The organism is Provencibacterium massiliense (assembly GCF_900169495.1).
Classification (GTDB): Bacteria; Bacillota; Clostridia; order Oscillospirales; family Ruminococcaceae; genus Harryflintia; species Harryflintia acetispora.
In genome coordinates this window covers 142,542-168,849 of record NZ_FWCH01000009.1, presented here as the reverse complement: position 1 = coordinate 168,849, position 26,308 = coordinate 142,542, and the positions used below count along the sequence as shown (strand labels likewise).

Sequence of the window (26,308 nt, the reverse complement as noted above, 5' to 3'; positions counted from 1 at the left end):
TTTATAATAAGAATCGTCGGAACACACAACATCTTAGTTTGGAGGTCATACCCATGCCACCGGCAAAAACATCGCGTCTCAGACAATTCTTAAAATACGCCGTACCCTCGGTCACCTCGATGTGGATTTTTGCGATCTACACCATGGTGGACGGCCTGTTCGTGGCCCACGGGGTCGGGGAGCTGGCGCTCGCCTCGGTCAACCTTTCCATGCCGTTTGTGAGCTTCATCTTCGCGACCTCCCTCCTGTTCGGGATGGGGACCGCGACCGTCGCCTCGATCTATCTCGGCCAGGGGGAGGAGCGCAAGGCCCAGGAGGCCTTCTCCCGCACCATCGTGCTGCTCATCCTGATTTCCTTCGTCATCCTGACCCTTGCGCTGCTGAATCTCGAGCGGCTGGCCACCCTGTTGGGCGCCAGCGAGGCGGACGGGACCATGGAATATGTCAAGCACTACCTGGGGCCGATCATCGTCTTTAACGGCAGCTTCCTGGTCTCCTACGCCATGGAGGTGCTCATCAAGGCCGACGGGCATCCGGTCCTCTCGACCTTGGGCATCTGCGCGGGCGCGGTGACCAACATCGTGCTGGACGCGGTCTTCGTGCTCGGCCTCCACTGGGGGATCAAGGGCGCGGCCATCGCCACCGGCCTCAGCCAGCTGGTGACCGCCGCCATCTACATGATCCATTTCCTGGGCAAGGGCGCGCGGCTGCGCTTCGTGCGCTTCCCTTTGAGCCCGCGCACCATCCTGCGCACCATGAAGGTGGGCGTCTCGGACTGTGTGGGCGAGCTGTCGCTCGGCTTTATCGTCTTCCTCTTCAACCGCGCCATCCTGATGGTTTCAGGTGCGGCCGGGGTGGTCAGCTTCACCGTCATCAGCTACATCAACAACATCGTCACCCCGGTCATGGGGGGGATCACCCAGGGGATGCAGCCGCTGGTCAGCTTCAACCACGGGCGGGGTGACCGCCAGTCCTGCAACGCCTTTTTGCGCTTGGGCGTGATCGCCATCGCCGTCAGCTCGGTGGTCTGCTTCCTGGTCTGCGTGCTGGGCGCGCCCTTCCTCACCGGGATCTTTATCAGCCCGGATAACGCCGAGGCCTACGCCCACACCATCACGTCGCTGCGGCTATACTCCCTTACCTTCCTCGTCGGCGGATTCAACCTCGTCCTCTCCGGCTACTTCGCCGCCATCGAGAAGCCCCGCAACGCCATGGTCCTTTCGATCAGCCGGGGTATCGTGCTGATCACCGTCTGCCTGGCCGTCATGACCTTCCTGATGGGGGAGACCGGGATCTGGCTGAGCTCCTTCGTGCGCGAGTTGCTCTGTCTGCTGCTGGCCGTCTTCCTGCTGGTCCGCTTCAGACGCTCCGAGGACGGGAGCAGGGCCAATGTCAGCGCCAGAAGCGCCGAATGCTTCGAATAAGTTTTCCGCACTTTCGTCCTGCGCGTCCGGGAGGGTTTCCTCCCGGACTTCTTTTTGACTCAAATCCAGGAAGAGCTCGGCCGCGGCGCGCCGCCGGCGCGGGTCGGGCCGGCGCTTGCCCTCCTCGGGCCCGGGCCGGCGGGTCACAAAGAGATAGAGGGCCAGCAGCATGATCCCGAAGATGGTGATCGCCACCCCGCCGGTCAGGCCGGGGGCGCGGTAGTCGAAGCGGATCCGGTTGTAGCCCGCCGCGCCCGGCACCCCGACGAAGCCGCCGTTGACCTTGAGCACCTTGGTCTCGATCCCGTTGACGGTGGCGCTCCAGCCCTTGTCATAGGGGACCGAGAAGAAGACGATTTCGTCCTTCGGCAGGAAGATTTCGCTGGTGAAGCCGCCGTTGTCCCGCTCGAAGAGCCCGGCGCTGCTGGCGCGGCGCGCCTCCACGTCCTGCAGGTAGGCCGACTCGGTCAGGTCCTCCTCCAGGCTGATCGGCAGCCGGTCGATGATCTGGCGGATGTTGTCCACGTCGTCGTCCTCGATGAGCACCGCCTTGTGCAGGAGCCTGGCGCGCAGGGTCTCGTCGGTCGATTCGAACTGCTGGCGGGTGATGTATTTGTCATACCCGAAGCCCATCGGCAGGAAATTATCATTCTCATAGATGTTGAAACCCAGCTGATTGTCCACCGGGGTGAAATAGGGGGTGGAGGGCTGGTGCTCCTGAGGCTCGTTCTCGTCCACGAACAGCCAGCGCACCGACAGCAGGCTGCGCAGCTCGTAATATTCCGGCTGCGGCTTGCTGGAGACGTCCCGCTTGACCCCGACCGAGGGGTAGAATTCCATCAGCGAGACCGGGACAATGCTGTGGAAGGCCTGGATGTTGGGCAGCCCCCAGTACATCCCGAGGTTGTCCATGTTGTCGTAGATGTCCGCGCGCGCGAAGGTGCCCTCGTCCGGCAGGGTCAGCTCCTTGGCGCCGTCCATGGCGATCGACTTCATCCAGTCCCGGTCGTCCGAATGCTGGCGGCCCATGGCGATCATCGAAACCGAATAGATCACGCAGATGCACCCCAGCGAAACGCCGAACACCTTGAAAAACTGCGGGTGGTCGCAGAGGTAGCGCATGATGAGAAAGACGGTGAGCAGCCCGAGCGCCACGATCGCCGCATAGATCCAGAACCGCTCGGGATACTTCATCAGCCCCACGACCTCCTCGCCGTCCACCTCCTGGGGGGTGAAACCGATGGCGAAGACGATCACGCCGCAGATGACGGCCGTGTACCGCAGCCCGCGCATGAGGTCCACCGAGGCGTGGCGGATGCGGTAGCGCTCGAGCGCCACCACCGAGGCGAGGGCCATCAGCAGCAGCGGCATATAGAACCAGCGCGCGTAGTAGGAGTGGTTGAAGAGGATGAAAACCGAGTTGAGCCCCGGCACCAGCGCGATGACCAGGCTGGTCAGCAGCAGCCGCTTGAGCCAGCTGCGCGGGGTGGAGAAGAGATAGCCCAACACGAAGGCCGGGCCGATCATCGGCAGCCAGGCCGAGAGGGAGGCCCACTTCGCGCCGTGGTCGGGGAAGAAGTTCGGGCGGCTGGGGATGTCGGGCGGGAAGAAGATGCTTTCCAGAATCGCCGGCAGGCGCTGCTCATGCCCATAGAGCCAGAAGCCCCAGCCGGTGAGGATGTTGTCCGAGGTGGTGCGCGGATTGCCGAGAATCGCCAGAACCGAGGGGACCAGCGCGAAGCAGGCGGCCATCACGCCGAGGACCGACTCGAGCGCGACAAGGAAGAACTTGCGCCAGTCCATCTGCCAGCCACGGCTGACGCTGCGCACAAAGAAATAGAGCACGGTGAAGACCACCGAGCCGATGAAAAACCAATAGTTGATCATGCAGTTGACCGCCACCGCGATGGCGAAGTACCCCCGCTTGCCGTCCACCACCAGCATTTCGAGCGCCAGGAGCAGCAGCGGGAAAAATACGATAACCTCGTGGAAATGGTTGAAGAAGATGTTGTAGGTGGCAAAGCCTGAGAAGGCGTAGAGCAGGCCGCCCAGCACCGCGTACCGCCGGTCGGCCACGAAGCGGGAGATGTAAAGGCAGCCGGTCAGCGCCGCGCAGGCGGTCTTGAGGACGAGCAGCGGCGCCATCAGGTAGGGCAGCGCCTCGGTGGGGAAGGGCAGGGTCAGCCAGAAGAAGGGGGAGTAGAGGTTATAGAAGCTGTAGGACCCGATGAAGTTGGCGCCGAGGTCGGTGTACCAGTTCCAGCCCATATCCCCGCTGCGCACGGCGCGGTGGACCAGCTGGTAGAAGGGAATCTGCTGGACGTTGAAGTCGCCGTAGTAGAAAAACAGCCCCTTGTCCATGATGACGAACGGCAAAAAGACCAGGGTGCTGATGAGCAGTGCGTATATAAACGCCTGGAGCCAGGCGTAACGCTGATCGGAAAATATCTTGAGCTTCAAGCAAAAATCGCTCCTTTCGTGAGGCGATTGTATTTGGTCACAATTGGCTCAATAATTATATCACAATTATCCAATTGAGACCATTCCCCAAATGTAAATTTTACCACGGCAATTGCAGGAACAGGGCGGGATTGCTATAATGGGGGAGGTACACCATTTATTATTAGAGAGGATCACGATGGATAATCAGTTTTACGCCTATCTTTCCCGGATGAAATATATTTCCCGCTGGTCGCTCATGCACAATTCCAGCAACGAAACCCTCAGCGAGCATACGCTGCAGGTGGCGATTTTGACCCATGCGCTCTGCGTGATCGCCCGCCGGCGCTTCGGCCGGCAGGTGGATACCGCGAAGGCGGTGCTCTGCGCGCTCTATCACGACGCGCCCGAGATCATCACGGGGGACCTGCCCACCCCGGTCAAGTACTACAATCCCGCCATCCGCGACGCCTACCGCGAGATTGAGCAGACCGCTGCCGAAAAGCTGCTCTCCATGCTGCCGCAGGACCTTGAGGACGAATACCGCGCGAGCTTCTTTTGTGAGGACAGGGAGGTGCTGGATCTCGTCAAGGCGGCGGACAAGCTGGGAGCGCTGATCAAATGCCTGGAGGAGGAGCGCATGGGCAACCGCGAGTTTGTCCGCGCCCGCGAGGCCACCGAGCGGGCGCTGCGGGAGATGGACCTGCCCGAGGTGGAGGTTTTTATGAAAGAGTTCCTCCCCGCGTACACCCTCACTCTGGACGAGCTGGAATAAGGAGACGACGAAAATGCCGATCAATATCCCCAACGACCTGCCGGCGGCGAGGATCTTCGAGGAGGAAAACATCTTCTTCATGTCCGAGCGCCGGGCTCACAGCCAGGACATCCGCCCGCTGCGGATCCTGCTGCTCAACTTGATGCCCAAGAAGATCGAGACCGAGACCCAGCTGCTGCGCCTCATCTCCAACACCCCCATCCAGGTGGACGTGGAGCTGCTGCAAACCGCCAGCCACACCTCGAAAAACACGCCCAGCGAGCACCTGCTCAAGTTTTACAAGACCTTCGAGGACGTGCGGGAGCAGCGCTTCGACGGGATGATCATCACCGGCGCGCCGGTGGAAAACCTGCCCTTCGAGGAGGTGGACTACTGGGAGGAGCTGTGCGAAATCATGCGCTGGAGCCGCACCCACGTCTACTCCACCTACCACATCTGCTGGGGGGCGCAGGCGGGGCTGCACTTTCACTACGGGATCGGGAAATATCCGCTTCGGCAAAAGATGTTCGGCGTGTTCGAGCACCGCAACCTCTCCCCGCGCCACATGCTCATGCGCGGCTTCGACGAGGTGTTCTGGGCGCCGCACTCCCGCCACACCGAGGTGCGGCGCGAAGAGATCGCGGCCTGCCCGGATTTGGAAATCCTCAGCGAGTCCGACGAGGCTGGAGTCTACATCGCCGCTTCGCGCGACGGCAGGCAGATTTTCGTCACCGGCCACTCGGAGTACGACCGGATGACCTTGGCCGGCGAATACCGGCGGGACCGGGAACGGGGGCTGCCGATCGAGCTGCCGAGGCACTACTTCCCCGGCGACGACCCGGGGGCTACGCCCATCTTTTGCTGGCGCTCGCACGCGAGCCTGATCTACTCCAACTGGCTCAACTACTTCGTCTATCAGCGCACGCCGTACGACCTCTCCCAGCTCGAGCGGGAGTGGGATATGCAAGGATAAAAGCGGGAAGGCATTGCCTTCCCGCTTTTATCCTTGTCAGAACCTGAAAATTAGTGCAAAGGGCAAGGGAACCCCTCTTGGGGTTCCTCTCTCGCACCTCCACCGGAGGTACGATTCACCCTTCCTACGCTTTTTATGTCTTTTATGAGGGCTCCTCGCCCTCAAACTCCCCGCTCAAGGGGCGTAGCCCCTTGAGAATCCCATTGCTTTTGCATGGGCATCCATTCTCAGGGTTCGCTGCGGCAGCCCCGCTTATTTCTCCTTCAGCCGCTCGCAGAGCTCCTCGTCGGGGGTCACGACCGCGGTCTGGTAATTGATGTAGAGCACGAAGCCGGGCCGCGCGCCCGCGGGCTTTCGCACGTTGCGGATTTCGGTGTAATCCACCGGAACCAGCGAGGATTGCTTCGCCTTGGAGTTGTAAGCGGCGATCTTGGCCGCCTCCTCCAGGGTGCGCTCCGGGACCGGTTTCCCCTCAGTGCGGATCACCACATGGGAGCCGGGGATATTCTGGGTGTGGAACCAGATGTCGCCCTTCTGCGAATCCTTCATGGTCAGCTGGTCGTTCTGCACGTTGCCGCGCCCCTGCAAAATCTGGAAGCCGTCGCTCGAGCGGTAGCGCACCGGACCGAGCTTTTGCGGCCTCTTCTCCCGGCCCGTGCCGCGCCGGCGCATGTAGCCGGTGGCGATCAGCTCCTCGCGGATCGCGTCGAGTTCGGCCTCGCAGGTGGCGCGCAGCAGCTCGTCGAGCACGGTGTCGATGTAGGCGTACTCCGCCTCGCCCTTCTCGATCAGGGTTTTGAGCATGCGCTCGGCGGTGTCGGCCTTGCGGTATTCGGCATAGTAGCGCTGGGCGTTCTGCGCCGGGGTCAGGCGCGCATCGAGCGGGATGTCGATCAGGGGGGAATCCGGCTCGTAGAAGTTTTCGAGCCTTGCCACGGTCTCCCCTTTTTGCAGCCGGTAGAGGTTCGAATTGATCAGGTCGGCCTGCACCCGCAGCTTGTCGCGGTCCCTGCTTTGCAGCAGCTCCTCGCGCTGGTGCTGCAGCTTGCGCTCGATCCGCTCGCTGGTGTTGGCCAGAAAGCGGAAGAGGTCGCCGCTGCGCTGATGCATGCGCTCGCTGAGGTCCCGCTCGCGGAAGAAGGCGTCCAGCAGTTCGCTGTAGCTTTCGTAATGCTTGGTGAGCATGAGGCCGCTGTACTGGGTGATTTCGAGAAAGCAGAGGTCCTTCGGCTTCCCCTCCTTGGTCAGCAGCATGGTGGGCGTTCCGCCCGCAGCGATCCGCTCCTTCATCTCCTGCAAGAAGAAGCGCAGCCGGGAGAGCTGCTCTGCGTCCAGCGAGGAGACAATCCCCTCGCCCCCGCGCAGGGCGTAGCCGGCGATTTCGCCCGCCACCACCGGGGAAATGCCCAAAATGGCGTTCATCACCGCCTTGTGCAGCGGCAGCTCGGGATAGGAGCAAATGCGTTCGAGCACCTGTTCCGGCTCGCTTTCGAGGAGGCTGAGCTTGTCTTGCCCGGGCGGGAGCTGGTAGGGCAGCCCGGGCAGCACCGGGCGCACCGACGAGGTCTGCAGGTCCACCCGCTTGATCGCGTCGATGATCTTCCCATCCTCCCCGAGCAGGATGATGTTGGAGTGCCGTCCCATGATCTCCACCGCCAGGCGCAGGGTGACAAGGTCCCCCAGCTCGTTGCGGTTTTCAAAGTGGAGCATGAGGATCCGGTCCAGCGACACCTGGCTGACCGCGCACAGCTTGGCGCCCGAGAGGTGCTTGCGCAGCAGCATGCAGAACATCGGCGGCGCGGCGGGGTTTTCATAGCTGCCCGCGGTCAGCTGGATGCGCGGGGTCTGTGAGCTCGCGCTCATGAGGAGCTTCTGGTTCCCGCCCTTGGCGCGCAGCGCGAGGATCAGCGTCTCGCGCGCCGGCTGGAAAACCCGGTCCACCCGGGCGTTGCCGCACAGCGGCTCGATCTCGCGAGCCAGAAGGCTCAAAAAAATGCCGTCGATGGCCATGGTAATTTTCCTCCAGGTTAAAAATAAAAAATCGGCAGAAGCTCTGCCGATTTGCAAGATTTCACAGTGCCAGGGCGAAAATCGAGACGATTACGCCAAAGCCCACCGCCACCGCGCCGAACATTGCCGCGCGGGCCAGCAGCTGGCTGCGGTACTTTTGTCCCAGCAGAAAGGCCGGGATGATAAACACAAGGGAATAGCAGGCGGTATAGTGCAGCCCGCCCTGCGCGTATGGGCGCAGCCCCATGGCGCTCACCAGCGCGTCCCCGGCGCTGCCGTCCCCGAAATCGAGGACCATCCAGAGCCCCATCGCCACCAGCAGAAAGGCGAAGGTGCCCCAGCCCAGCTTTTTACCAAGCAGTTCCATTTTAAAGATACTTCCTCTCTGGATGTTTCATACCGGTTTTGCCATGCGAAATGAAACTCCATGTTTGAAAGTTCACTTCCAAACTTCGCTCTTAGAAACGTCCCATTCATGAATTGTGGATTTTGCTCACCTACTATAGCACAAACCCTTTTAAAATGCAACTTTCGGGGCCGAGCTCAAAGATACCGCACGATCCCCTCGTCCTCGGCTTCGAGGAATTCCACTCCCGGGATCAGCTCCCCCAGCCGCCGGCGCAGGGGGCCGAGCACCACCCGCTCGGTGTCGTAATGCCCGGCGTCGAAGGCGGAAAGCCCGGCGGCTTTACACGAAAGCCAGATATTTTGCTTGAGCTCGCTGGTGATCAGCGCGTCCACCCCGAGCGCCGCCGACCTCTCCATCAGCGAGCCGCCCGCGCCGCCGCAGACAGCCACCCGCCGGATCGCTTTCCCGCAATCGAGATACCGCACCCCGCCGCAGGGGGCCAGGGCCTCGCGCAGGCGCTGCGCCAGCTCCCCGGCGCTCATCTCCTCGGGAAGGGTTCCGCACCGGCCGAGGGAGGCCCCCTCGCCGGTCTCCTCAAAGGGCCCGAGATCGCGAAGCCCCAGCGCCTTTGCCAAGCAGTCGTTGACTCCGCCCTCTGCGATGTCCAGGTTGGTGTGCGCGCAGATGGCCGAAAGCCCGCTCTGGATCAATGTGTGGACCGGGTGCCCCTTGAGCACGGCGCGCAGCGGGTCGAAGATCACCGGGTGATGGCTGATCATCAGCTGCGCCCCGGCCTCTGCCGCCTGGGCGATGGTGTCCCCGGTAATGTCCAGGCAGACCAGCGCCCGGGTGACGGCCGCCTGGGGGTCCCCGGCGAGCAGGCCGCTGTTGTCCCAGCTCTCGGCCAGCGAAAAGGGCGCGATCTGCCGGTCGATCACCTCATAAATTTCCCGTACCGTCAAGGCGGTCTCCTCCCTTCGGCTCCTCCCCGGCCGCGGCGAGGAGCTCATCAGATAATTTGTAATAATCGGATTGTTTTATACGGTCCGTATCGGATTTCGCCAGGCTGTCCCCGATGGCGCGCAGCCGCGCGGCGGCGCGGCGCAGCCAGGCGCTCGAGAGCGCGTCCCCGCTCTCGGGCAGCTTTCCCGCGAAGGCTTCGAATTCGCTCAGCTCCCGGCATTCGCCGGTATACCCGGCGGATATAACGGTATAGGAAAACCGCCCCGCCCGGGCGCCCTGCTCGCGCAATACCGGGAAACCCGACCGCGCCAGATAACGGCGCAGCTCGGGGACCTTGGTCATCGGCTGGAGCACCAGCCGGTAGTGCGGGTCGCGCAGCCAGGGGGCGGCTTCTATAATATCGGCGATCAGCTCCCCGCCCATCCCGGCGATCACGATGTCGTCGGCCTCCGACGGGGCCACCCCGCGAAGCCCGTCGCAGAGCCGCACGGAGATTTGCTCCCGAAGCCCCAGCCGGGCGATCAGCTCGCGCGCGCTGGAGAGCGGGCCCTCCCGGATGTCGCAGGCCACCCCGCCGGGGCTCTTTTTGCTCAGGACGAGCTGGCAGATCAGGTACCCGTGATCGGTTCCCACGTCGGCGACCCGCGCGCCCGGGCGCACCAAATCACAGGCGGTGAGCAGCCGCCCGTCGAGCTTGTGCAGCAGGTCCATCAGCCGATCAGCCCATTGATCCGCGCGAGCAGGGCGTCGCAGTCCTCCTCGTGGGTCAGGCAGGCGTCCTCGATGGTCTCGCCCCGCGCCGACGGGCAGCCCAGACAGTGCATCCCGATCTCCAAAAAGAGCGCGGCGGTCTGGGGATAGCGGTCCAGCACCTCGCCCACAATATCGCTTTTCATGATTGCCATGGTGATCCTCCTTGTACTCCCGCAGGGGGGATGGTATCCTATTTCCAATATACATCCTGGCTCCTGGAACCAGTATATAGGGTTTTGCCCTGTTTCGCAAGGGGCAGGAAAAACCGGGGAGGATATTCCTCCCCGGCTTCGATTCCAACTAGGCGTGCACCTTTTCCAGTGTCTGGGGCAGCTCGTGCCCGGGCTCGGCCGCCGCCTCATCCACCGCCCCGGCTTTGGGCTTGCCTTTGTGGTGGTCCGGGAGCTCCTCGGGTTCCACCGAATGGGAGAGGAAGAGCGAGGCCTTGGCGCAGGCCGGGCCGATCATCTCATAGAGCACGGCCGAGGAGAGGATGATGGTCGAGAGCATGAGCCCCTGTTCGGCTGGGAGCATGCGCTGCCCGAGCGCCGCCAGGCCGATGGACACCCCGGCCTGGGGGATCAGCGCGAGGCCGAGGTAACGCTTGATGGCGGGCGAACAGCCGCTGAGCGCCGAGCCGAGCGAAGCGCCCAGGTATTTGCCGAGGATGCGCACGAAGAAGTAGACCACCCCGATCACCCCGGCGCTCACCAGGGAGGGGACGTTGAGTTTCATGCCCGAGAGGACGAAGAACATCAGCAGCACGGGGGGCTCGAAGTGATTGATCTGTTTGAAGAGCTCCTTGTTGCCGCTCAGGTTGATGTAGGCGGTGCCCAGCGCCATGCAGGCGAGCAGGGGGGAGATGTCCAGCATGGTGCACAGCCCCGTCAGGCTGAGGATGACCGCGTTGGTCAGCACCAGCCGGTGCTCGCGGGAGCGCCGGTCGTTGATCAGCCGGTGGAGCACCACCCCGAGCACCGCGCCCAAGGCCACCATCAGGAGGTTGAGCAGCACCGGCAGCACCACCACCCCGAAGTCCAGCCCGCCGGGGCTGGTCAGACTGCGCGCGATGGCCGCGCAGACCGAGAAGGCGATCAGCGCGACGGCGTCGTCCAGCGCGACCACCTGCAAAATCATGTTGACGAACTCGCCCTTGGCGTGGTACTGCCGGATGGTCATGATGGTCGAGGCCGGTGCGGTGGCGCAGCCGATGGCCCCCAGCAGCAGCGAAAAGGCGACGGGAAGCCGGAAGATAAAGATCATGGTCAGCGAAATGACCACCGCCGCGGCCAGCGACTCGAAGAGGGTGACCACGAATACCTTCCCCCCGCTGCGGCGCAGGGTGGAGAGCTTGAAGTATTTCCCCACCCCGAAGGCGATGTAGGACAGCGCGATGTCGGTGACGAAGTCCATCCCGCTGATCACCTGCTGCGGCACGATCTTCAGCACGAACGGCCCGATGAGCACCCCGGAAAGGATGTACCCGGTGACGTTGGGGAGTTTGAGCTTTTTGGTGACCCGCGTGGCGAGAAATCCCGCGAAGAGGATCACCGCCAGGGAGAGGATGATACAGGCGCTCGGGCCTGCGCTGACAAGAATATCGGACAAGAGGATCTGCCTCCTTCAAAATTTGGGCGGTGGAGTGCGCACCTCGCTGCAAACAAAAAACGAACGGCCCGGTGGGGCGCGTCCGTCCTTTTTTAGGGGAAAAGGAGCTGTGCAGTGGGGAGGAAACCACAAATCATGTTTTGATAGTCTTGATTATAGGCCTCCTTCGTGATAAAATCAAATTATATTTTATAAGCGTAATATAAAATCTGCTAATGATAATTTGTCCGAGACGGGGAGGCCCTAGCATGATCGACAACAAAACCCGCACCCTTCTCACCCTGGTGAGCGCGGGAAGCTATACCAAGGCGGCGCAGATCCTGTCGCTGACCCAGCCGGCGGTGAGCCACCATATCCGGCAGCTGGAAGAGGAGTTCGGAATTCAGATCTTCTATAAGGATAAAAAAGAGTTGAAATTGACCCCCGAGGGGGCCATTTTGGTGAAATATGCGAGAAGGACCATGGCCATCTACAACAACTGCAAGCAGGCCATCGAGGACAGCCGCACGCGCATCCGGCATTTTGTGGTGGACATCACCCCAACCGCCGGGGAGTACCTGGTCCCCCAGGTGATCGCCACCTACTGCCTGCAGAACCCCGAGGTCCACATCAACATCTTTACAGATACCATAAAAAATATTTATGACCGGCTCAAGTCCTACGAGTCGGACATCGCCATCGTGGACGGGAAGATTAGCGACCCCAATCTGATTTCGGTGCTGCTGGACACCGACTACCTCTGCCTGGCCGTCTCCCCGAAGCACCGGCTGGCCGGGCGCAGCAGCGTGAGCCTGCAGGAGCTGCGGGAGGAGAATTTCATCCTGCGTTCCCGCAGCGCGGGGACGCGCCGGCTCTTCGAGAGCTATCTGCAAAACCACGGGGCGAACATCAAGGACTTCAACATCATGATCGAGATCGACAACATCGCCACCATCAAGGAGCTGATCGCTTCCGATTTGGGGATTTCGGTCATCTCGCACAGCGCCTGCCGCGAGGATGAGCATTCCGGGCGGCTGGCGGTGGTGCCGATCGAGAACAGCAGCATGATCCGCGAGATCAACATGGTCTATCACAAGGATTTCACCCACACCGAGATACTGGAGGACTTCCGCCGGATTTTCAATTCCCTGAGATAGCCGCGGCAAAATGAGCCGCGAATATGGATTGGTACCGTCAAATCTTTTGAAGAGGGAGACAGAACAGGAATGAACGCTATCATGAAGCCCGGCCTTTGCAAGACGGCCCTGCACGTACTGGCCGGATTCGCCATCTGGCTCGGCTGCCAGCTGCTGTCCGGGGTTTCGTCTTTATTTTCCCAGCCGGTTGTTTCGATCGTTGTCTCGTCGGGCATCCAGATTGTATTTACTTATTGGTTTCTGTTTTTATACTGTAAAAAGATCCTTCATATAAGTATGGCGGATTGCCGCATTAAGCTAAGTTTAGCGAGCCCGGCCTGGTGGGCCTGCGCCATTTTGCTTCCGGTTTTGGTAAGCCTTTGGTTTGTGGTATTTGTACCCGGCGAGTTCTCCTTTAACAGGTTGAATTCTGCTCAGCTTTTACAGCGGGTTGTTACTGCTGTGCTCGCGACCTGCATAACCGCCAGCATAACGGAAGAAATGGTCTTCCGGGGTTTTGTCATGAGGATCATTGAAGCCAGGGGCGGCAGGGTTTGTGCAATTTTAATTCCTTCCGTCGCGTTTGCCGCCTTCCATTTGATCGGGATAAGCCCCGGTTTTTCAGGCTTTGTCCAATTGATGGTCGCGGGGACCAGCGTGGGGATTATGTTTTCCCTCATCTGCTATCAAAGCGGTTCTGTCTGTCCGGGCATCGTCGTGCATGGCATTTGGAACCTGGTTATGCTCGGCGGCATTGTGGACATTGGCACGAGCCACAGCGGGACGTCGATCTTAAACTATACCATCGCCACCGATTCACGGCTGCTCACGGGCGGCGCCTTCGGAATAGAGGCCTCCCTGCCCGCCCTTGTTGGCTATTGGTGCGTGATAGCCTTCTTATTGTTGCGGCAAAGCAAGGCCCTGCGAAAGGGCGAGGGGGCCTCTGCGCTCCCGCAATGACAGGCGCGGGAAAAGGAACACAAAAGGGGATATCGGTCTTCCGGCCGATACCCCCTTTTAAGCTGTTCGCAGCGATGCTCCGGTCAGCCGGCCTCCGGCGTTGTTCCACGGGATACCGGCCCTTTTGGCTCCTTGTATTTGGTGATGTCGTTGCAGCAGAGCAGCACCGCCTTCACCCCTTCCTCCCAGTCCAGCCGCGAGGCGGTGGCCGCGCTCCAAACGCCGAGCACCTTGTTGTGGATTTCCATGGTGCAGTTGCTTGCCTCCTCGCGCAGCGCGCGCATGGGGCACTGGCGGCAGGGGGTGCTGCGCCCGCCGAAAAAGGCTTCGTAGCAGCGCTCGCCGACCTTGGCGTTCGGTGCGATGAGCTGAGTCTTGTGGTTGAGGTAGAGCAGCTCGTAGGTCTCCTGGTTGATGACGTAGGTCCAGTTGTCCATGCTGTCCATCACCGAGCGCTGCCGCTCGTAGGCGGCGGCCAGCTTATCCTGGGCCCTCTGCTTGAGCAGGAAGATCCCCACGATCTGCGCGACCAGGGTCAGCGTGTCGATCTCCTCCTTGGTCCAGAGCCGCGCGGCGGCACACTCGTCGAAGCCCACGTACCCCTTGAAGCGTCCGTCGTCCAGGATGGCGCACTGGAGCATCGAGCTGATCCCCTGCGGCGCGAGCAGCTCATAGAGTCCGGGAGGCAGGGCGTGGATGTCCCCGCAGTAGAAGACCCCCTCCTCGTTGAAGTTGGCGGGATAGTCCCCCACGGTGGAATAGGGGATGTCCTGCAGGGAATCCTTTGCGGGGCTGACCCCCTCGGCGCACCATTCATAGGTGTTCGAGCAGGCGCTGTCGTCGGGCGAGTTTTCAAAGATATAGGCGCGGGAGACGCCGTAATACCGCCCGACGATCTCCAGGATCAGCCGGACCGCGGTGGCGGTGTCCTTGGAATCATAGAGGATTTTAAAAATCTGGTCGGAGAGGCGCTCGTTCCAGCCGCCCCGGGTTTCCATCACGGTCTGCACATGGCCGATGGTTTCGCCCTGTCCACCGTGCAGCGCCTCGGCGCGCACCCCTTCGCTGTAGAGGCAGCAGCAGCCCTTGCCCCGTTTTTTGGCGGCGTAGAGGGCGGTGTCGGCGTTTTGGAACAGCGCGGTGTAGCTGCTGCCGTGCTCCGGCGCGAGGGCCAGCCCCAGGCTCGCCGTGAGCCGGTACTCCTGGAACGATGTTTTGAAGGTGTGGCGCAGCGCCGCTTCGATCTCTTTGGCCTGCGCCTGCGCCTCCTCTCCGCCGGCCCCCGGCAGGAAGAGCAGGAACTCGTCCCCGCCGATCCGGCTGGCGATCTCGCCCGGCCGGCTCAGCTTGGTCAGCCGCGCGGCGATGTCGGTGAGCACCGCGTCGCCGAAGAGGTGGCCCAGAGAATCGTTGACCGACTTGAAGTCGTCGATGTCCAGGATCATCAGCGCGTGGGGGCCGCGCTCGCGTTCCAAAATGCCGCTGATCAGCTTATAGGCGGTGCTGCGGTTATAGAGCTTGGTCAGCGGGTCGCGCTGCGACTTCTGGAGCAGCTTGAGCGCCGCGCGCTTCTCACTGTCGATGTCGACGATCACCCCCACTGCCTTGTAGACTTGGCCGCTCCGGTCGGCCTGGGCGGTGACCCGCAGCCGGCACCAGATGTACTGTCCGGACGCGCCTTCGCCCCGGCGCAGGCGCAGCTCGGCCTGGCCGTAGGGGAGGCGCCCTTCCTGTATGGCTCCCATCAGCTCGACGAAGGCCGGCACGTCGTCCGGATGCACATCCTTTTGGGCGAGCGCTTCCTCCACGAAATTGTGATAGACCGGCGGGCGGCCGAATTTGCGCTCCCAGTTGGCCGAATAGGTGACGCAGTCCTCCAGCAGGTGCCACTCAAAGATGATATCCTCGGTCTGGTCCAGGATGATCCGCAGCCTCTCCTCGTTGGCGCGCAGCTCCTCCTGCGCCTTCTTGGACCCGGTCACGTCCAGCAGCACGCAGTAGATGAGGTCCTCCCCCTTTGAGCCGCGCACCCGGCGCCCCTTGTCATAGACCCAGATGACAGCCCCGTCCGGGCGCACCAGCCGGTATTCCAGCTCGGCCTCGTCCCCGGCCTCGAGCTGCTCGCGCAGCCGCCGCATGGTCTGCTCGCGGTCCTTTTCATAGATGGTATAGTAAAACTGGTTGTGAAAGACCCGTTCCAGCTGGCTTTGGGTGTAACCGATCAGCTTGAGATAGCCCTCGCTGACATAGTCGAAGGTGCCGTATTCGTCCGCAAGGCAGCGGTGCACCCCGCCCGGGATGTTGGCGGTGAGCGCCTCAAGATCGCGGTTGCTCTCGGTCAGCTGCGCCTGCTTGGTCTGCACCGCATCCATCAGCTCGCCCAGGGCCGTGGAAATCTCCCCGAATTCGTTGGGCTTGTTGTAGACGTAGCGGTCGGAGTAATCCCCCTGGCGCATGCGGCGGATCGACTCGCTGAGCCGGACGAGCGGGTAGGAAAACTGCCGGCTGAGCACCAGGTACATCACCAGGAAGGCGAGCGCCAGCGCGCCCACCGCCCAGCCGGTGGAGATCAGGGCCTGGCGGACGGGCGCCTCAAGCTCCCACAGGTCCACCGCGCCGAGCACCGTCCACCCCGGGGCGGCGACGGTCGAGTAATACCCCAGCTTCTTTACCCCGCCGATGGAAAAGCGAAGGCTCCCCGACGGCGCGGCGGCGGGGTCGATCGCCTGCCACTGGATTCCGAGGTCGTTTTCCACCCCGAGCTCGAAGACCGAGCCCTTGAGCTGGCTGTTGCCGCTGGCGGCCACCTGCCCCGAGGGATCCAGCACCGTCAGCGTGCCGGTCTCAAAGGAGAAATCCTGCCCGATCATCCGGCTGAAATAGCTGCAGTCCATCACCGTGATGGCCGCCCCCTCAAACGAGCCGTCGACCAGGATGGGATAGGCGATGAAAAAATGGGGCAGGCCGTCCTGAAAGCGCGGGGTGGTGCGCAGATCGGAAATCACCACCTGGTCCTGGCTCAGGCGCACCCAGTCCTCCTGGGACAGGAGGGTGCGCTCGCCGATGAAGCCCTCGTCGCTCGAGGCGAGGGCGACCCCCTCGCTGTCGAGCAGGGACATGCGCAGCGCGAAGCTCTGGTCCCTTACCCGGGTGGTGAGGATGATATTGCTCTCCCGCAGCAGGTCCGGGTAATTCTCCCGGCGCTCCCCCTTTGCATGCTGCCCGAGCAGGTCGAGGGTGTCCGGCAATTTGGAGAAGATCCGCAGGTCCGCCGCGCGCTGTGCGAAAAAGTCCTCCAGGCTCTGGGCCTGAAGGGAGGTTACGGCGCGCACATTGTTCCCGGTGAGGGCGTCGGCGGTGCGGCAAAAGCGTACCGTACCCACGGCGCAGATCAATACGGCGGGCAGGATGATAAACAGGAGCAGCAGGAGCAGAATCAGGCGCTTGATCTTCATGGGTCCCTCCGCGGCGGTAGCACTACATACGAATACCTTCATTATACCGTCTGCCCCGGCTGAATTCAATGGAAAAACGCGGCGGAGCCGGGATCAAAAAAGGACCGGGGGCTTCCCCGGTCCTTTCGGCCGATATGCTCAGAGGGTCTTATCCAGCTCGAGCAGCGCACAGATGTAGATTTTTACCGCCTTTAAGAGCCCGTCGATCGACTGGCACTCGTTGGGCTCGTGGCAGTTGCCCTGCCCGAGCGGCAGCTTCTCCTCGGGATCGTCCGGCCCGAAGGCGACCGCGTTGGGCAGGTGGCGGGCATAGGTTCCGCCGCCCATCACATAGGGGGGCAGCTCGGTGCCGGTGACCTCGGCGTAGACCTTGGTCAGCTGCACCACCGCCGGATGATCCTTGGGGATGTAGTTGGGCTTGGAGTCGGAGTCGAAAACGTACTCCACCCCATGCTCCTTCGCACAGCGCTGCAGCCCTTCGGTGATCAGCTCGCCGCGGTGGGTGACGCTGTAGCGGATGTTGATGTTGAGCTTGATCTTCCCGCCTTCGAGGTCCGCCATGCCGCCGATACAGGTCAGCTTGCCCGAGGGTTCGTCCTCGAAGGCGACCCCGAAGTGCTCGCCGTAGTTGTCCGAGAGCATCTCGCTGATAAAGCGCACGGCTTCGAGGCTCTTGCCCGAGACAAGCCGGTTTGTGGCGATATAGTCCGCCAGCACCCGGATGGCGTTGACCGACTGCTCGGGCAGAGCCGCGTGCGCGGTGGTGCCCGAGGCTTTCACCAGCAGCCCGTCCTGGTGCGCGCTGAGTTGGATGTTTTTCGGCGCCTTCGCCTGCAGGGCGGCGAGGTCGAAGGACCCCTTGACGATGGCGTGCGCCTTGTCCGGCACCACGTTGGTGGCAAATCCGCCTTTGAATTCGATGAAATCCTCCCCGGCGTCCATCAAAAAGTCGCCGCCGTAGATGCCCTTCTCCCCGTGGCAGACCGGGAAGAGGGTGTCCGGGACCAGGCAGAAGTCGGGCGCCTTGTTGTGGGTGAGGAAGTAGGGGATGTCCTCCATGCTGGTCTCCTCGGCGCAGCCCATGATCAGGCGCAGGGAATGCTTTAAGGGAATCCCCAGGTCTTTGATGCATTTGATGGCGTACAGGCCGCTCACCATGCCGCTCTTGTTGTCCCGCACGCCCCGGCCATAGGCGGTGCCGTTTTTGAGCACCGGCTCGAACGGCTCGGTGTCCCAGCCGTCGCGGTCCCCGGCGGGCACGATGTCCAGATGGGCCACGAAGCCGATCTCATGCTCGCTCTCGCCGTACTTGGCGCTGCCGCAGTAGTACTGGTCGTTCTTGGTCTTGAGCCCCTCCCGCTCGCACATGGCGATGGCGCAGTCGAGCACCCTCGCGCACTCCTCGCCGAAGGGCTTGCCGTCCAGCGCCCCGGCGCGCACGCTCGGGATGCGCGCCAGCGCGAAGAGGTCCTCCACCAGCGCGCCGCGGTTGGCCTCCAAAAATGTGTCGATCCGTTCCATCAGTTCCTGATCCATATTGTAAAACCTCCATTCATATGATCGTACTATACCAGCTCGAAGGGGGCGTAGAACACCTGCCCGTCGAGCTTTTTGACAATCCGGTAGCGCCCGGCCTGCAGCTGCCCGGCAAAGAGGGACAGGTCGGTCACTAGGCTGGTCTCCTTGCCCGCCGGCAGAATCCCCGCCCAATCCTCGAAGGACAGCTCGGCCGGGACCTCCTGCCAGCTTTCGCCCTGCTGCTGCTCGAGCGAGTAGTAAGCGTCGTAGCCAAGCTCGGCGCTGCCCTTGTTGAGGATGAAGACCCGAACCGACTCGGTGCCGAGCGGGTACTGTCCCTGTTCGGTGTACATTTCGGCCGTTACCCCGTCCTGCGGCTGGGAAGCCTCTTCGTCCGCCTGTGACGGTCCGGACGGTTGCTCCGGCTCGGAGGGGGCCTCGTCAACAGAGGGCGCATTTGGGCCGGAGGCGTCCCCCTCCCCGTCGTGGGTCTTGCTCGGCGGCGCGCCGAAGGTCTCGCCCGCCTCCTGCGGCGCCTCGGGCCCTGCGGGCCTCTCGTTGCCGGAATCGTCGGGCTCGCCGGCGAGGTCGTCCTCAACCGTGCGGCTGGAGACCGGCTCGATCCTGGCCGCGCAGCCCGCCGCGAAGGCGAGCGACCCGATCAATGCCGCCGTCAGCAACAAGGAAAATACTCTCTTCACGAAAATGCATCCTTTCCAAAGAGGATAGTTCTATCATAATACATCCGCCCGTTTCCTGCAAGGGAAAGCTGGGAAAAGGCTACAGGGGAGGGGCGGCGCAAAATGTCTTATCATGAGACCCGCGCTTCCAAAACTTGACTTGTTATGACAAAAGGAATATAGTTGTATCGGTGTGTTTGTCTCGCTCTGCGCGAGGCGGGATAAGCGACAAAAAGAGAGGAAAAGAAAGGTCGTTTTTTATGAGCGGTGAAAAAGGGAAGGAAGGGTTCTTGTCGGTTTTAAACGATCAGAACTCGCTGCTGCACAAGGTCATGACCTATGGCGTGGCGGTCGTCATGCTGATCGTATGCTTCGTCATTGCCAGGACCTCGCAGGAAATCAGCGCTGCCATGGGTACAGTGCTGCTTTTGTTTTTACTCTATTATGCATTCTTATCCAGGCGCATCCTGGAGACGCTGATCTTCGGCGCCCTCATGGGAATTGTGCTGCTCTACGCCAACAGCAACCTCGTGGACGGCACCCAGGAAATGATCTATGCCTTTATGGAGAACGACGACTTCGTCTGGCTCATTTTAAACTGTGCGCTGCTCAACATCATGGTAAAGCTCCTGAGCGCGACCGGCGCCACCCGGGCCTTCGGCGACATCATCCGCAGGAAGGCCAAGGGTGCCAAGCACCTGAACCTCTGGACCTGGCTCATGCAGTTCCCGATGTTCTTCGACGATTACATGCACATCACGGTGCTGGGCGGCGTCATGACCCCCATCTACGACCGGGAGAAGGTGCCCCGCGAGGAGGGCGCTTTCATCATCCAGACCACGGGCGAGCCCATCCGCGCCCTGTTCCCCTTCACGGGCTGGACGGCCTTCATGGCGGGAATCTTCGTGGTGGACGGATTTGCGAGCTCCTACGGCGAGGGGCTGATGTCCTTCATCAAGACGGTGCCCTTCAGCTTTTACTGCTGGGTTGCCATCATCGGCTCGCTGCTGTTTGCTTTGGGGATCCTGCCGCGCATCGGCGGGATGAAGCATCCGGATCCTAGCGTCTATGGCGAGGTCGACGCCATCGAGGACGAGGAAGAGGAGGAGACCTCTCCGAAGAAGCGCAAGGGCAACCTGTTCGACTTCTTCGCCCCCATCGTGGCGCTGATCATCATCTCCTACCTCTATGACTGGGACCTGGTCCCCGCCATGCTGATCATCCTCCCGGTCCTCTGTGCGTACTATATGCTGCGGGGGATCATCCGCACCCAGGATATTGAGAACTGCATCGTGGAAGGGACGCAGGAGTTCGTCTATCTGGACATCCTGATCCTTTTCAGCTACATCCTGGGCGGCGTGCTGGAGGAGATCGGTTATACGGAATACCTGGTGAGCATCGCCGGCCAGTTCGCGAATCCCCATCTGCTGCCGTTCCTGCTGTTTGTCATCTTCTGCTGCAGCGAGGCGGCCATGAGCCTCAACTGGAACCTGCTGCTCATCGCCTTCCCGGTCATCCTGCCCCTGGCCGTTCAGATCGGGGCCAACCCCTATATGTGCGCGGCGGCGATGATCTCTGCCGGCGCCTTCGGCAACAACTTCTGCTACGTGTGCGACTTCACCTCCCTGACCGCCAGCTCCACAGGGCTCCCATCCGCCTATCACGCGAAAAATTGCCTGCCCTATTCCCTGATCTTCGCGGGAATCTCGGCGGTGTTGTACCTGGTCTGCGGATTCATTTTCTAAATAACTTTTAACGGAGGCAATACCATGCTGACACTCAAAAAGTTCGTTTACAGCTTTTCCAAGGACAATCCCCCCGAGGCCCATGCCTGCAGCGGGGACGTGGTCCAGTTCATCTCCCACGACTGCTTCGAGGGGCAGATCAAAAGTGAGGCGGACCATGAGGAGAACATCGACTTCACCCACACCAACCCCGCAACCGGGCCCCTGTTTATCGAAGGGGCCGAGCCGGGCGACGTGCTGGCGGTCGACGTGCTGGACGTCGACATTGCCGACCAGGGCGTGATCCTGACCATCGAGGGCTTCGGCGCCCTCTGGTCCACCTGCGAGCTGCGCACCAAGATGATCGACATCAAGGACGGCTACGCCCATTTCAACGATGTGAAGTGGCCCGTCGATCCCATGATCGGCGTCATTGGCACCGCGCCGGCCGGCGAGCCGGTCCCCTCCGGTTACTCCTTCCCCGGCGGCGGCAATATGGACAGCCGCCTCATCCGCGCCGGGGCGACGGTCTACTTCCCCGTGCAGGTGCCCGGCGCCCTGCTGGCCATGGGCGACGTCCACGCCACCATGGGGGACGGCGAGGTCTGCGAGACCGGAATCGAAATCCCTGCCAAGATTATCGTTAGGGTGCGTCTCATCAAGGGCTTCACGCTCAACTGGCCCGTCACCGAGACAAAGGATTTCTGGTTCGTGAACACCAACGGCCGGACCTGCGACGTGGCCATCCAGCGCGGCTATGAGGAGCTGCAGCGGCTGGTGATGAACGCCTATGGCTGGGACGCCACCGACACCACCATGTACCTCTCCGCCCAGGCCAGGCTGGAGGCCAACCAGGCCGTCCTGGACGAAAACGAGACCGACGAGGAGGGCGACACCTTCCGGGTGGGCGTCCCCAAGCTGGCCTCCAAGCCGCGGCTCATCGGATAATGAAGCATCTGCCAACACTTAAACTTTAAAAGATTCCTCTCTTTTTAAAAGGGCCCGCCCCGCGCAATGCCGACAGCTTGCGCGGGGCGGGCCCTTTTCAGGGAGGCCACCGGCCTTCCAAAGAATCATCAATAAAACGGGAAGGGGTAGGGATAATCGTCGCCATAGCCGCCGTACCCGCCGTAGTCGCCGTAGCCGTACTGCGGATCGCTCTGGCTGGAGGAGCTCTCCTCGCCGAAGCTTTCCTCCCCGGTGTCCTCGTCGAGGGTCACGGTGATGGTGAAGGTCTTGCCCTTGCCTCCGCGGGAGGTGGCCGGGCGGTAGACCTCGAACTCCACCTTGTCGCCGGGCTTGTATTCAAACAGCCGGTTCTTCAGGTCGTTCATCGACTCGATCGGCTCGCCGGCCATGCTGATCAGCACATCGCCGGGCACCACGCCCTGCTTGGCGATGTCGCAGGCCGTGTCGACCGAGACCACCTGCACGCCGGTGATGTTCCCCGGCAGCCCCATGAACTGGGCGATCACGCTGGTGATGTCCCCGCCCTTGATCCCCAGGCGGGGCCGGCCGGTGACCCGGCCATTCTTGAGCAGATCGTCCACGATCGGCTTGGCCGAATTGATCGGGATGGCGAAGCCCAGGCCCTCATACCCCTCCTTGATGAACTTGGCGGAGTTGATCCCGACCACCTGGCCATACTTGTTGACCAGCGCCCCGCCCGAGTTGCCGGGGTTGATGGCCGCGTCGGTCTGGATGACCCGCAGGCGGGTGGTACTGGTGTCGATCTGGCGGTTGAGCGCCGAGACGATCCCGCTGGTGACCGAGCCGGAAAACTCGGAGCCGCCCGCGTTGCCGATGGCGATCACCCGCTCGCCCACCGCCAGCTTGTCGCTGTCGCCGAACTCGGCCACGGTCAGCTCGGGCATGGGATCGGCCTCGATCTTGATCACCGCGAGGTCGGTCGCGGTGTCGGTGCCGATGGCCACCGCATTGTAGGATTCGTCGTTGGGCAGGGTGACCTGCAGCCCGGTGTAGTCCTCGACCACGTGGGCGTTGGTCACAATGTAGCCGTCCTTATCCATAACGATCCCCGATCCTTCGCCAACCACGCCGAGCTGGCTCTGCCAGTTGGTGATGCGCACCACCGAGGGGGAGACCGACGCGGCGATCGCCTCGTTGGTGAGGCCCCCGTCCAGGGCGCTCTCGCCGCCCAGCTCCGGCGAGGAGGCGATGCTCAGCTGGGGCGCGTTTGGATTCTTGGGCTCGGCCGCCGAGGAGGAGCTGACGTCCTCCCCGCCGATGATCCCGACCTCGCCGCCCATCATGGCATAGACGCCGTATCCGGCGAAGACCACCAGCGAAACGGCGACCACCACCCCGACGATCGAGAAGAAGACCGCCAGCCCGCGCTTGCCCGGGCGCTTGGGTTTCTTGTCCGGGCTCTTATCCTGGCTGTCGTAGTCGCTGAAGTCGTATTTATAGGGCTCCTGCGGCTCCTTGGGGGGACTGCTCTGGTAGTCATTTCCGTAGTGGTTGCCGCCCCCCTGATAGGAGCCGGGCCCCTGCGGCGGGTAGTAACCGGCCTTGTAGTCGTTGTTCGGGGGAGAGTTGGGCGTCTGCCAGTTGGGGCGGTAGGGATTGTTCCCCTCCCCGTTGCCTGTGTTTTGGTTGTTATAGTCGTTCATGTCTTTCCCTCCAGCTTACCGCTTAGATTGTGGTATTGCCAAGTGATAGGATTTCCGGTATCAATCCTTGAGAGGCGGCTTGTTCTTCTCGATCTTGCGGAACAGGCTCTGCGTGCTTTTCTGCGCCGCGGGCAGGGAGAAGCGGAATTCGCAGAATTCGCCCTGCACGCTTTTTACTATTATCTCTCCGCCGTGCAGATTTATGATGGAGCGCACGATGTGCAGCCCCAGCCCGACGCCGTTTTTATCCAGGCTGCGGGAGCGGTCGGTCTTGTAGAAGCGGTCGAACACCTTGGGCATCTCCTCCTTGGAGAGTCCTTCGCCCGAATTGCGGATCCCGACGAAGACCCGGCCGTCCTCCTGCGTGTAGTTGGCCTCGATGTAGCCGCCCTCGTCGGCGAACTTGACCGCGTTCTCCACCAGGTTATAGACCACCTGGTGGACCAGGTCCACGTCGGCGTTGACCATGAACTTGCCCGCGTCCAGCCCGCGCACCTCGAGGCGCTTTTGCTCGATCTGCTGCTCAAAGGTGAAAACCGTCTGGCAGACGATGTCATTGATGTCAAAGTCGGTGCGCACCAGCTTCATCTCGCCCGCCTCGATCCGCGCGATGCCCAGCATCGAGCGCACCAGCCGCGAGAGGCGCTTGACCTCCTGCGAGACGATCCCGAGGTATTTGTCCCGCTTCTCGGGCGGGATGGTCCCGTCGAGTATGCCGTCGATGAAGCCGGCGATGGTGGTCATCGGTGTTTTGAGCTCATGCGAGACGTTGGCCACAAAGGAGCGGCGCATGGTCTCCTGGGAGGCGAGGTTGGTGGCCATGTTGTTGAAGGCCATCGCCAGCTTGCCGATCTCGTCGTACCGCTCGACCGGCACGCGCACCGAGAAGTCGCCCTTGGCAAAGCTCTGGGTGGCGTCGAGCATCTCGCGCAGCGGACGCACCAGGCGCTTGGTGACAAAGTAGATGATGACCGAGGTGATCAGCATGACGACGACGGCGCTGAGGATGAACATGCGGAAGGTCTGGGCCAGCAGCGCACTGAAGGCGGTCGCCGGGGTGGAGGCAAAGACGATCCCATACACCTTGTCGCCCGAGGTCATCGGCACGCCGACGGTATAATAGTTTTCGGTATAGATCCCGCCGAGCTTTCCCAGCTCCTCATAGGTGCCGCCCGCCGCCGTGTCGACGATGCTTTCCGGCACCAGGTAGGCGGTGTGGTTGCAGGGCGAACGGTGGGTGCAAAGCAGGGTCTTGCCGCTCATGTCGACGAGGAAGATTTCCGAATTGATCGACTTGGAAAGCAGGGAGAAGTAGTCGGTCACCGTCGATTTGTCGATCCCCTCGAAGTTGTGCGACTGGTAGTCCACCAAAGCCAGGGCCGCGGCGTGCCGGGCGTTGTTCTCCAGCAGGTCCATTTTATCCTGCTTAAAGTACTGCGCCGTCAGCACCATCAGAACCAGCCCGAAGGCGGCCGACACCAGCAGGATGATGGTGGCGCAGACCGCGAAATATTTTGTGAACAGGCTTTTTTGCATGGTTATTCCTTTACTTCAAACTTGTAGCCGACGCCCCACACCGTCTTGAGCGCCCACTGGTCCGAGACCCCCTCGAGCTTTTCACGCAGGCGCTTGACGTGCACGTCCACCGTGCGGGAGTCGCCGTAGTATTCAAACCCCCACACCTCGTCGAGCAGCTGGTCGCGGGTATAGACCCGGTTGGGGTTGCTCGCCAGGTGGTAGAGCAGCTCGAGCTCCTTGGGCGGGGTATCGACCACCTTGCCGTCCACCTTGAGCTCGTATTTGGTCATGTTGACCACCAGCTTGTCGTAGGAGACCTCCTTGACGTCCGGCGCGTCGGTGCTCTTGCCGGTGCGGCGCATGACCGCCTTGATCCGCGCCACGATCTCCTTGGCGTCAAAGGGCTTGACCACGTAGTCGTCCGCCCCGAGCTCGAGGCCGAGCACCTTGTCGAAGGTCTCGCCCTTGGCGGTGATCATGATGATCGGGCAGTTGCTCTTTTTGCGGATTTCCCGGCAGACCTGCCAGCCGTCGAGCTTGGGCATCATGATGTCCAGCAGGACGATGTCCGGGTTCTCCTCCGAAAACTTTTCCAGCGCCCGCTCGCCGTCGCTGGCGATGGCCACGGTGTACCCTTCCTTTTCCAGATAGAGGCGAAGCAGCTCCGCGATGTTGCTGTCGTCGTCCGCGACCAGAATCTTACCCATTGACATATTCCTCTACACTCCTTTACTTTTTACATGAAACCCCGTTCCCGCCTGCCGTTTCGCGGGAGGGGATGCCGCTCGGTCGTTGTCGTTGCACAAATCTGAATGGCCGCCTGCGTGAATGGCCCATTAGGCCGTACAGGCATGGTATAATGATATTATACCTTAAATTGTCAGCCAGTGGTGAAAATTCTTTTAACGCTTTTCGTTTATTCGGTAAACGCCGCCCCGCTCAGTCTATGCTGATCAGCCGTCCGTTCCGGCAGGTGATCCGGCAGGTCTCCCCCTTCTGTACCGAATCGTAGAGCCAGACGCTGACCGTAAATTTTTTGATTTTACCCTCGAGATCGAAGACGAGCACATACTGTGCGCCCATATGTCCTCCCGTGCTGCCCACCGATTGATAGTGGGCTTCGTACTTGTCGACCAGGGTGGCGCGGCAGAAGACGGTCTTTCCCCAGAAGTACCGGTAGACCGCCACGCAAATCCCGATTGCGCTCAGCGCGCAGAGGGCGAGAAACACATACGTCCCAATTTGGTTGTCAAGATACACGCGACCACCCCCACGCCATTTTACACCGCCGGCGAAAAACCGTCCATAGGCTGCTGCCAAAAGTATTTACAGGGGATATGCAACCGGCGGTTGACAAATTGTTTGCGGCGGTTGGTGGCGTTCGGGAGAAAAATTTAGTATCTTTAAAAGGACACAGCAGGACTCTCTGAAA

At 61.6% G+C, this 26,308-nt stretch carries 20 protein-coding genes and 1 pseudogene; 7 read left to right on the top strand and 14 right to left on the bottom strand.

Annotated elements, in window-relative coordinates:
- Nucleotides 1-53: 53 nt before the first annotated feature.
- Nucleotides 54-1,184, top strand: a pseudogene (locus tag B5477_RS15265) (MATE family efflux transporter); the annotation flags it as partial.
- On the opposite strand, the gene B5477_RS02295 reads toward B5477_RS15265, so the two are convergent.
- Nucleotides 1,128-3,884 (bottom strand): YfhO family protein, encoded by a 2,757-nt coding sequence (locus B5477_RS02295; RefSeq protein ID WP_079698202.1) that lies wholly within the window; start codon nucleotides 3,882-3,884, stop codon nucleotides 1,128-1,130. The pseudogene B5477_RS15265 and the gene B5477_RS02295 overlap by 57 nt on opposite strands.
- A 178-nt stretch (nucleotides 3,885-4,062) precedes the next feature.
- On the opposite strand from B5477_RS02295, the gene yfbR reads away from it, so the two are divergent.
- Nucleotides 4,063-4,638 carry a 5'-deoxynucleotidase gene (gene yfbR, locus B5477_RS02290; protein ID WP_079698201.1) on the top strand — a complete coding sequence of 192 codons (576 nt, stop codon included), beginning with the start codon at nucleotides 4,063-4,065 and terminating at the stop codon, nucleotides 4,636-4,638.
- Nucleotides 4,639-4,651: 13 nt separating this feature from the next.
- On the top strand, nucleotides 4,652-5,590 hold the full coding sequence (metA, locus tag B5477_RS02285) for a homoserine O-acetyltransferase MetA (RefSeq protein WP_079698200.1): 939 nt from the start codon (nucleotides 4,652-4,654) through the stop codon (nucleotides 5,588-5,590).
- Between the two features lie 252 nt (nucleotides 5,591-5,842).
- Here the strand turns inward: metA and B5477_RS02280 are convergent, their stop codons facing one another.
- The 6 genes from B5477_RS02280 to B5477_RS02255 all read right to left on the bottom strand — a co-directional run bounded on the left by B5477_RS02280 (nucleotide 5,843) and on the right by B5477_RS02255 (nucleotide 11,273).
- Entirely contained in the window at nucleotides 5,843-7,600 is a 1,758-nt protein-coding gene (locus B5477_RS02280) for an Rqc2 family fibronectin-binding protein (RefSeq protein ID WP_079698199.1), read from the bottom strand.
- 61 nt (nucleotides 7,601-7,661) lie between these two features.
- The gene (locus tag B5477_RS02275) at nucleotides 7,662-7,967 is read right to left on the bottom strand and encodes a hypothetical protein (RefSeq protein ID WP_079698198.1); all 306 of its coding nucleotides are present in this window, start codon (nucleotides 7,965-7,967) and stop codon (nucleotides 7,662-7,664) included.
- Between the two features lie 176 nt (nucleotides 7,968-8,143).
- On the bottom strand, nucleotides 8,144-8,911 hold the full coding sequence (locus B5477_RS02270; RefSeq protein ID WP_159448898.1) for a Nif3-like dinuclear metal center hexameric protein: 768 nt from the start codon (nucleotides 8,909-8,911) through the stop codon (nucleotides 8,144-8,146).
- Nucleotides 8,889-9,623 (bottom strand): class I SAM-dependent methyltransferase, encoded by a 735-nt coding sequence (locus tag B5477_RS02265; RefSeq protein ID WP_079698196.1) that lies wholly within the window; start codon nucleotides 9,621-9,623, stop codon nucleotides 8,889-8,891. The genes B5477_RS02270 and B5477_RS02265 overlap by 23 nt, the downstream gene beginning before the upstream one ends.
- On the bottom strand, nucleotides 9,623-9,817 hold the full coding sequence (locus B5477_RS02260) for a DUF1858 domain-containing protein (protein ID WP_079698195.1): 195 nt from the start codon (nucleotides 9,815-9,817) through the stop codon (nucleotides 9,623-9,625). The genes B5477_RS02265 and B5477_RS02260 overlap by 1 nt, the downstream gene beginning before the upstream one ends.
- A 148-nt stretch (nucleotides 9,818-9,965) precedes the next feature.
- Entirely contained in the window at nucleotides 9,966-11,273 is a 1,308-nt protein-coding gene (locus tag B5477_RS02255; protein ID WP_200806034.1) for a cation:proton antiporter, read from the bottom strand.
- A gap of 248 nt (nucleotides 11,274-11,521) precedes the next feature.
- Here B5477_RS02255 and B5477_RS02250 point away from each other — a divergent pair, with 248 nt between their 5' ends.
- Both B5477_RS02250 and B5477_RS02245 read left to right on the top strand, forming a co-directional pair.
- On the top strand, nucleotides 11,522-12,409 hold the full coding sequence (locus B5477_RS02250) for a LysR family transcriptional regulator (protein ID WP_079698193.1): 888 nt from the start codon (nucleotides 11,522-11,524) through the stop codon (nucleotides 12,407-12,409).
- 69 nt (nucleotides 12,410-12,478) lie between these two features.
- Nucleotides 12,479-13,348 carry a CPBP family intramembrane glutamic endopeptidase gene (locus B5477_RS02245; protein WP_079698192.1) on the top strand — a complete coding sequence of 290 codons (870 nt, stop codon included), beginning with the start codon at nucleotides 12,479-12,481 and terminating at the stop codon, nucleotides 13,346-13,348.
- Nucleotides 13,349-13,431: 83 nt separating this feature from the next.
- Here the strand turns inward: B5477_RS02245 and B5477_RS02240 are convergent, their stop codons facing one another.
- From B5477_RS02240 to B5477_RS14990, 3 genes are all read right to left on the bottom strand, one after another.
- Nucleotides 13,432-16,803, bottom strand: a complete 3,372-nt coding sequence (locus tag B5477_RS02240) for a diguanylate cyclase domain-containing protein (protein ID WP_159448897.1) — start codon at nucleotides 16,801-16,803, stop codon at nucleotides 13,432-13,434.
- 138 nt (nucleotides 16,804-16,941) lie between these two features.
- Nucleotides 16,942-18,339 (bottom strand): Sapep family Mn(2+)-dependent dipeptidase, encoded by a 1,398-nt coding sequence (locus B5477_RS02235; protein ID WP_079698190.1) that lies wholly within the window; start codon nucleotides 18,337-18,339, stop codon nucleotides 16,942-16,944.
- Between the two features lie 29 nt (nucleotides 18,340-18,368).
- A complete protein-coding gene (locus B5477_RS14990) occupies nucleotides 18,369-19,022 on the bottom strand; it encodes an immunoglobulin-like domain-containing protein (RefSeq protein WP_159448896.1) in 654 nt (217 codons plus the stop codon).
- A gap of 239 nt (nucleotides 19,023-19,261) precedes the next feature.
- Here B5477_RS14990 and B5477_RS02220 point away from each other — a divergent pair, with 239 nt between their 5' ends.
- A complete protein-coding gene (locus tag B5477_RS02220) occupies nucleotides 19,262-20,746 on the top strand; it encodes a Na+/H+ antiporter NhaC family protein (RefSeq protein ID WP_079698188.1) in 1,485 nt (494 codons plus the stop codon).
- Between the two features lie 24 nt (nucleotides 20,747-20,770).
- Nucleotides 20,771-21,673, top strand: coding sequence for an acetamidase/formamidase family protein (locus B5477_RS02215; protein WP_079698187.1), 903 nt, complete (start codon nucleotides 20,771-20,773; stop codon nucleotides 21,671-21,673).
- Between the two features lie 128 nt (nucleotides 21,674-21,801).
- Here the strand turns inward: B5477_RS02215 and B5477_RS02210 are convergent, their stop codons facing one another.
- The 4 genes from B5477_RS02210 to B5477_RS02195 all read right to left on the bottom strand — a co-directional run bounded on the left by B5477_RS02210 (nucleotide 21,802) and on the right by B5477_RS02195 (nucleotide 26,136).
- Nucleotides 21,802-23,358 carry a S1C family serine protease gene (locus B5477_RS02210; protein ID WP_079698186.1) on the bottom strand — a complete coding sequence of 519 codons (1,557 nt, stop codon included), beginning with the start codon at nucleotides 23,356-23,358 and terminating at the stop codon, nucleotides 21,802-21,804.
- A 60-nt stretch (nucleotides 23,359-23,418) separates the two neighbouring features.
- Nucleotides 23,419-24,894: a sensor histidine kinase gene (locus B5477_RS02205; protein ID WP_079698185.1), complete on the bottom strand. Its 1,476-nt coding sequence runs from the start codon at nucleotides 24,892-24,894 to the stop codon at nucleotides 23,419-23,421.
- A 2-nt stretch (nucleotides 24,895-24,896) separates the two neighbouring features.
- Entirely contained in the window at nucleotides 24,897-25,589 is a 693-nt protein-coding gene (locus B5477_RS02200; protein WP_079698184.1) for a response regulator transcription factor, read from the bottom strand.
- Nucleotides 25,590-25,815: 226 nt separating this feature from the next.
- Complete coding sequence (locus B5477_RS02195; RefSeq protein WP_079698183.1) at nucleotides 25,816-26,136, bottom strand: hypothetical protein; 321 nt, start codon at nucleotides 26,134-26,136, stop codon at nucleotides 25,816-25,818.
- Between the last annotated feature and the right edge of the window lie 172 nt (nucleotides 26,137-26,308).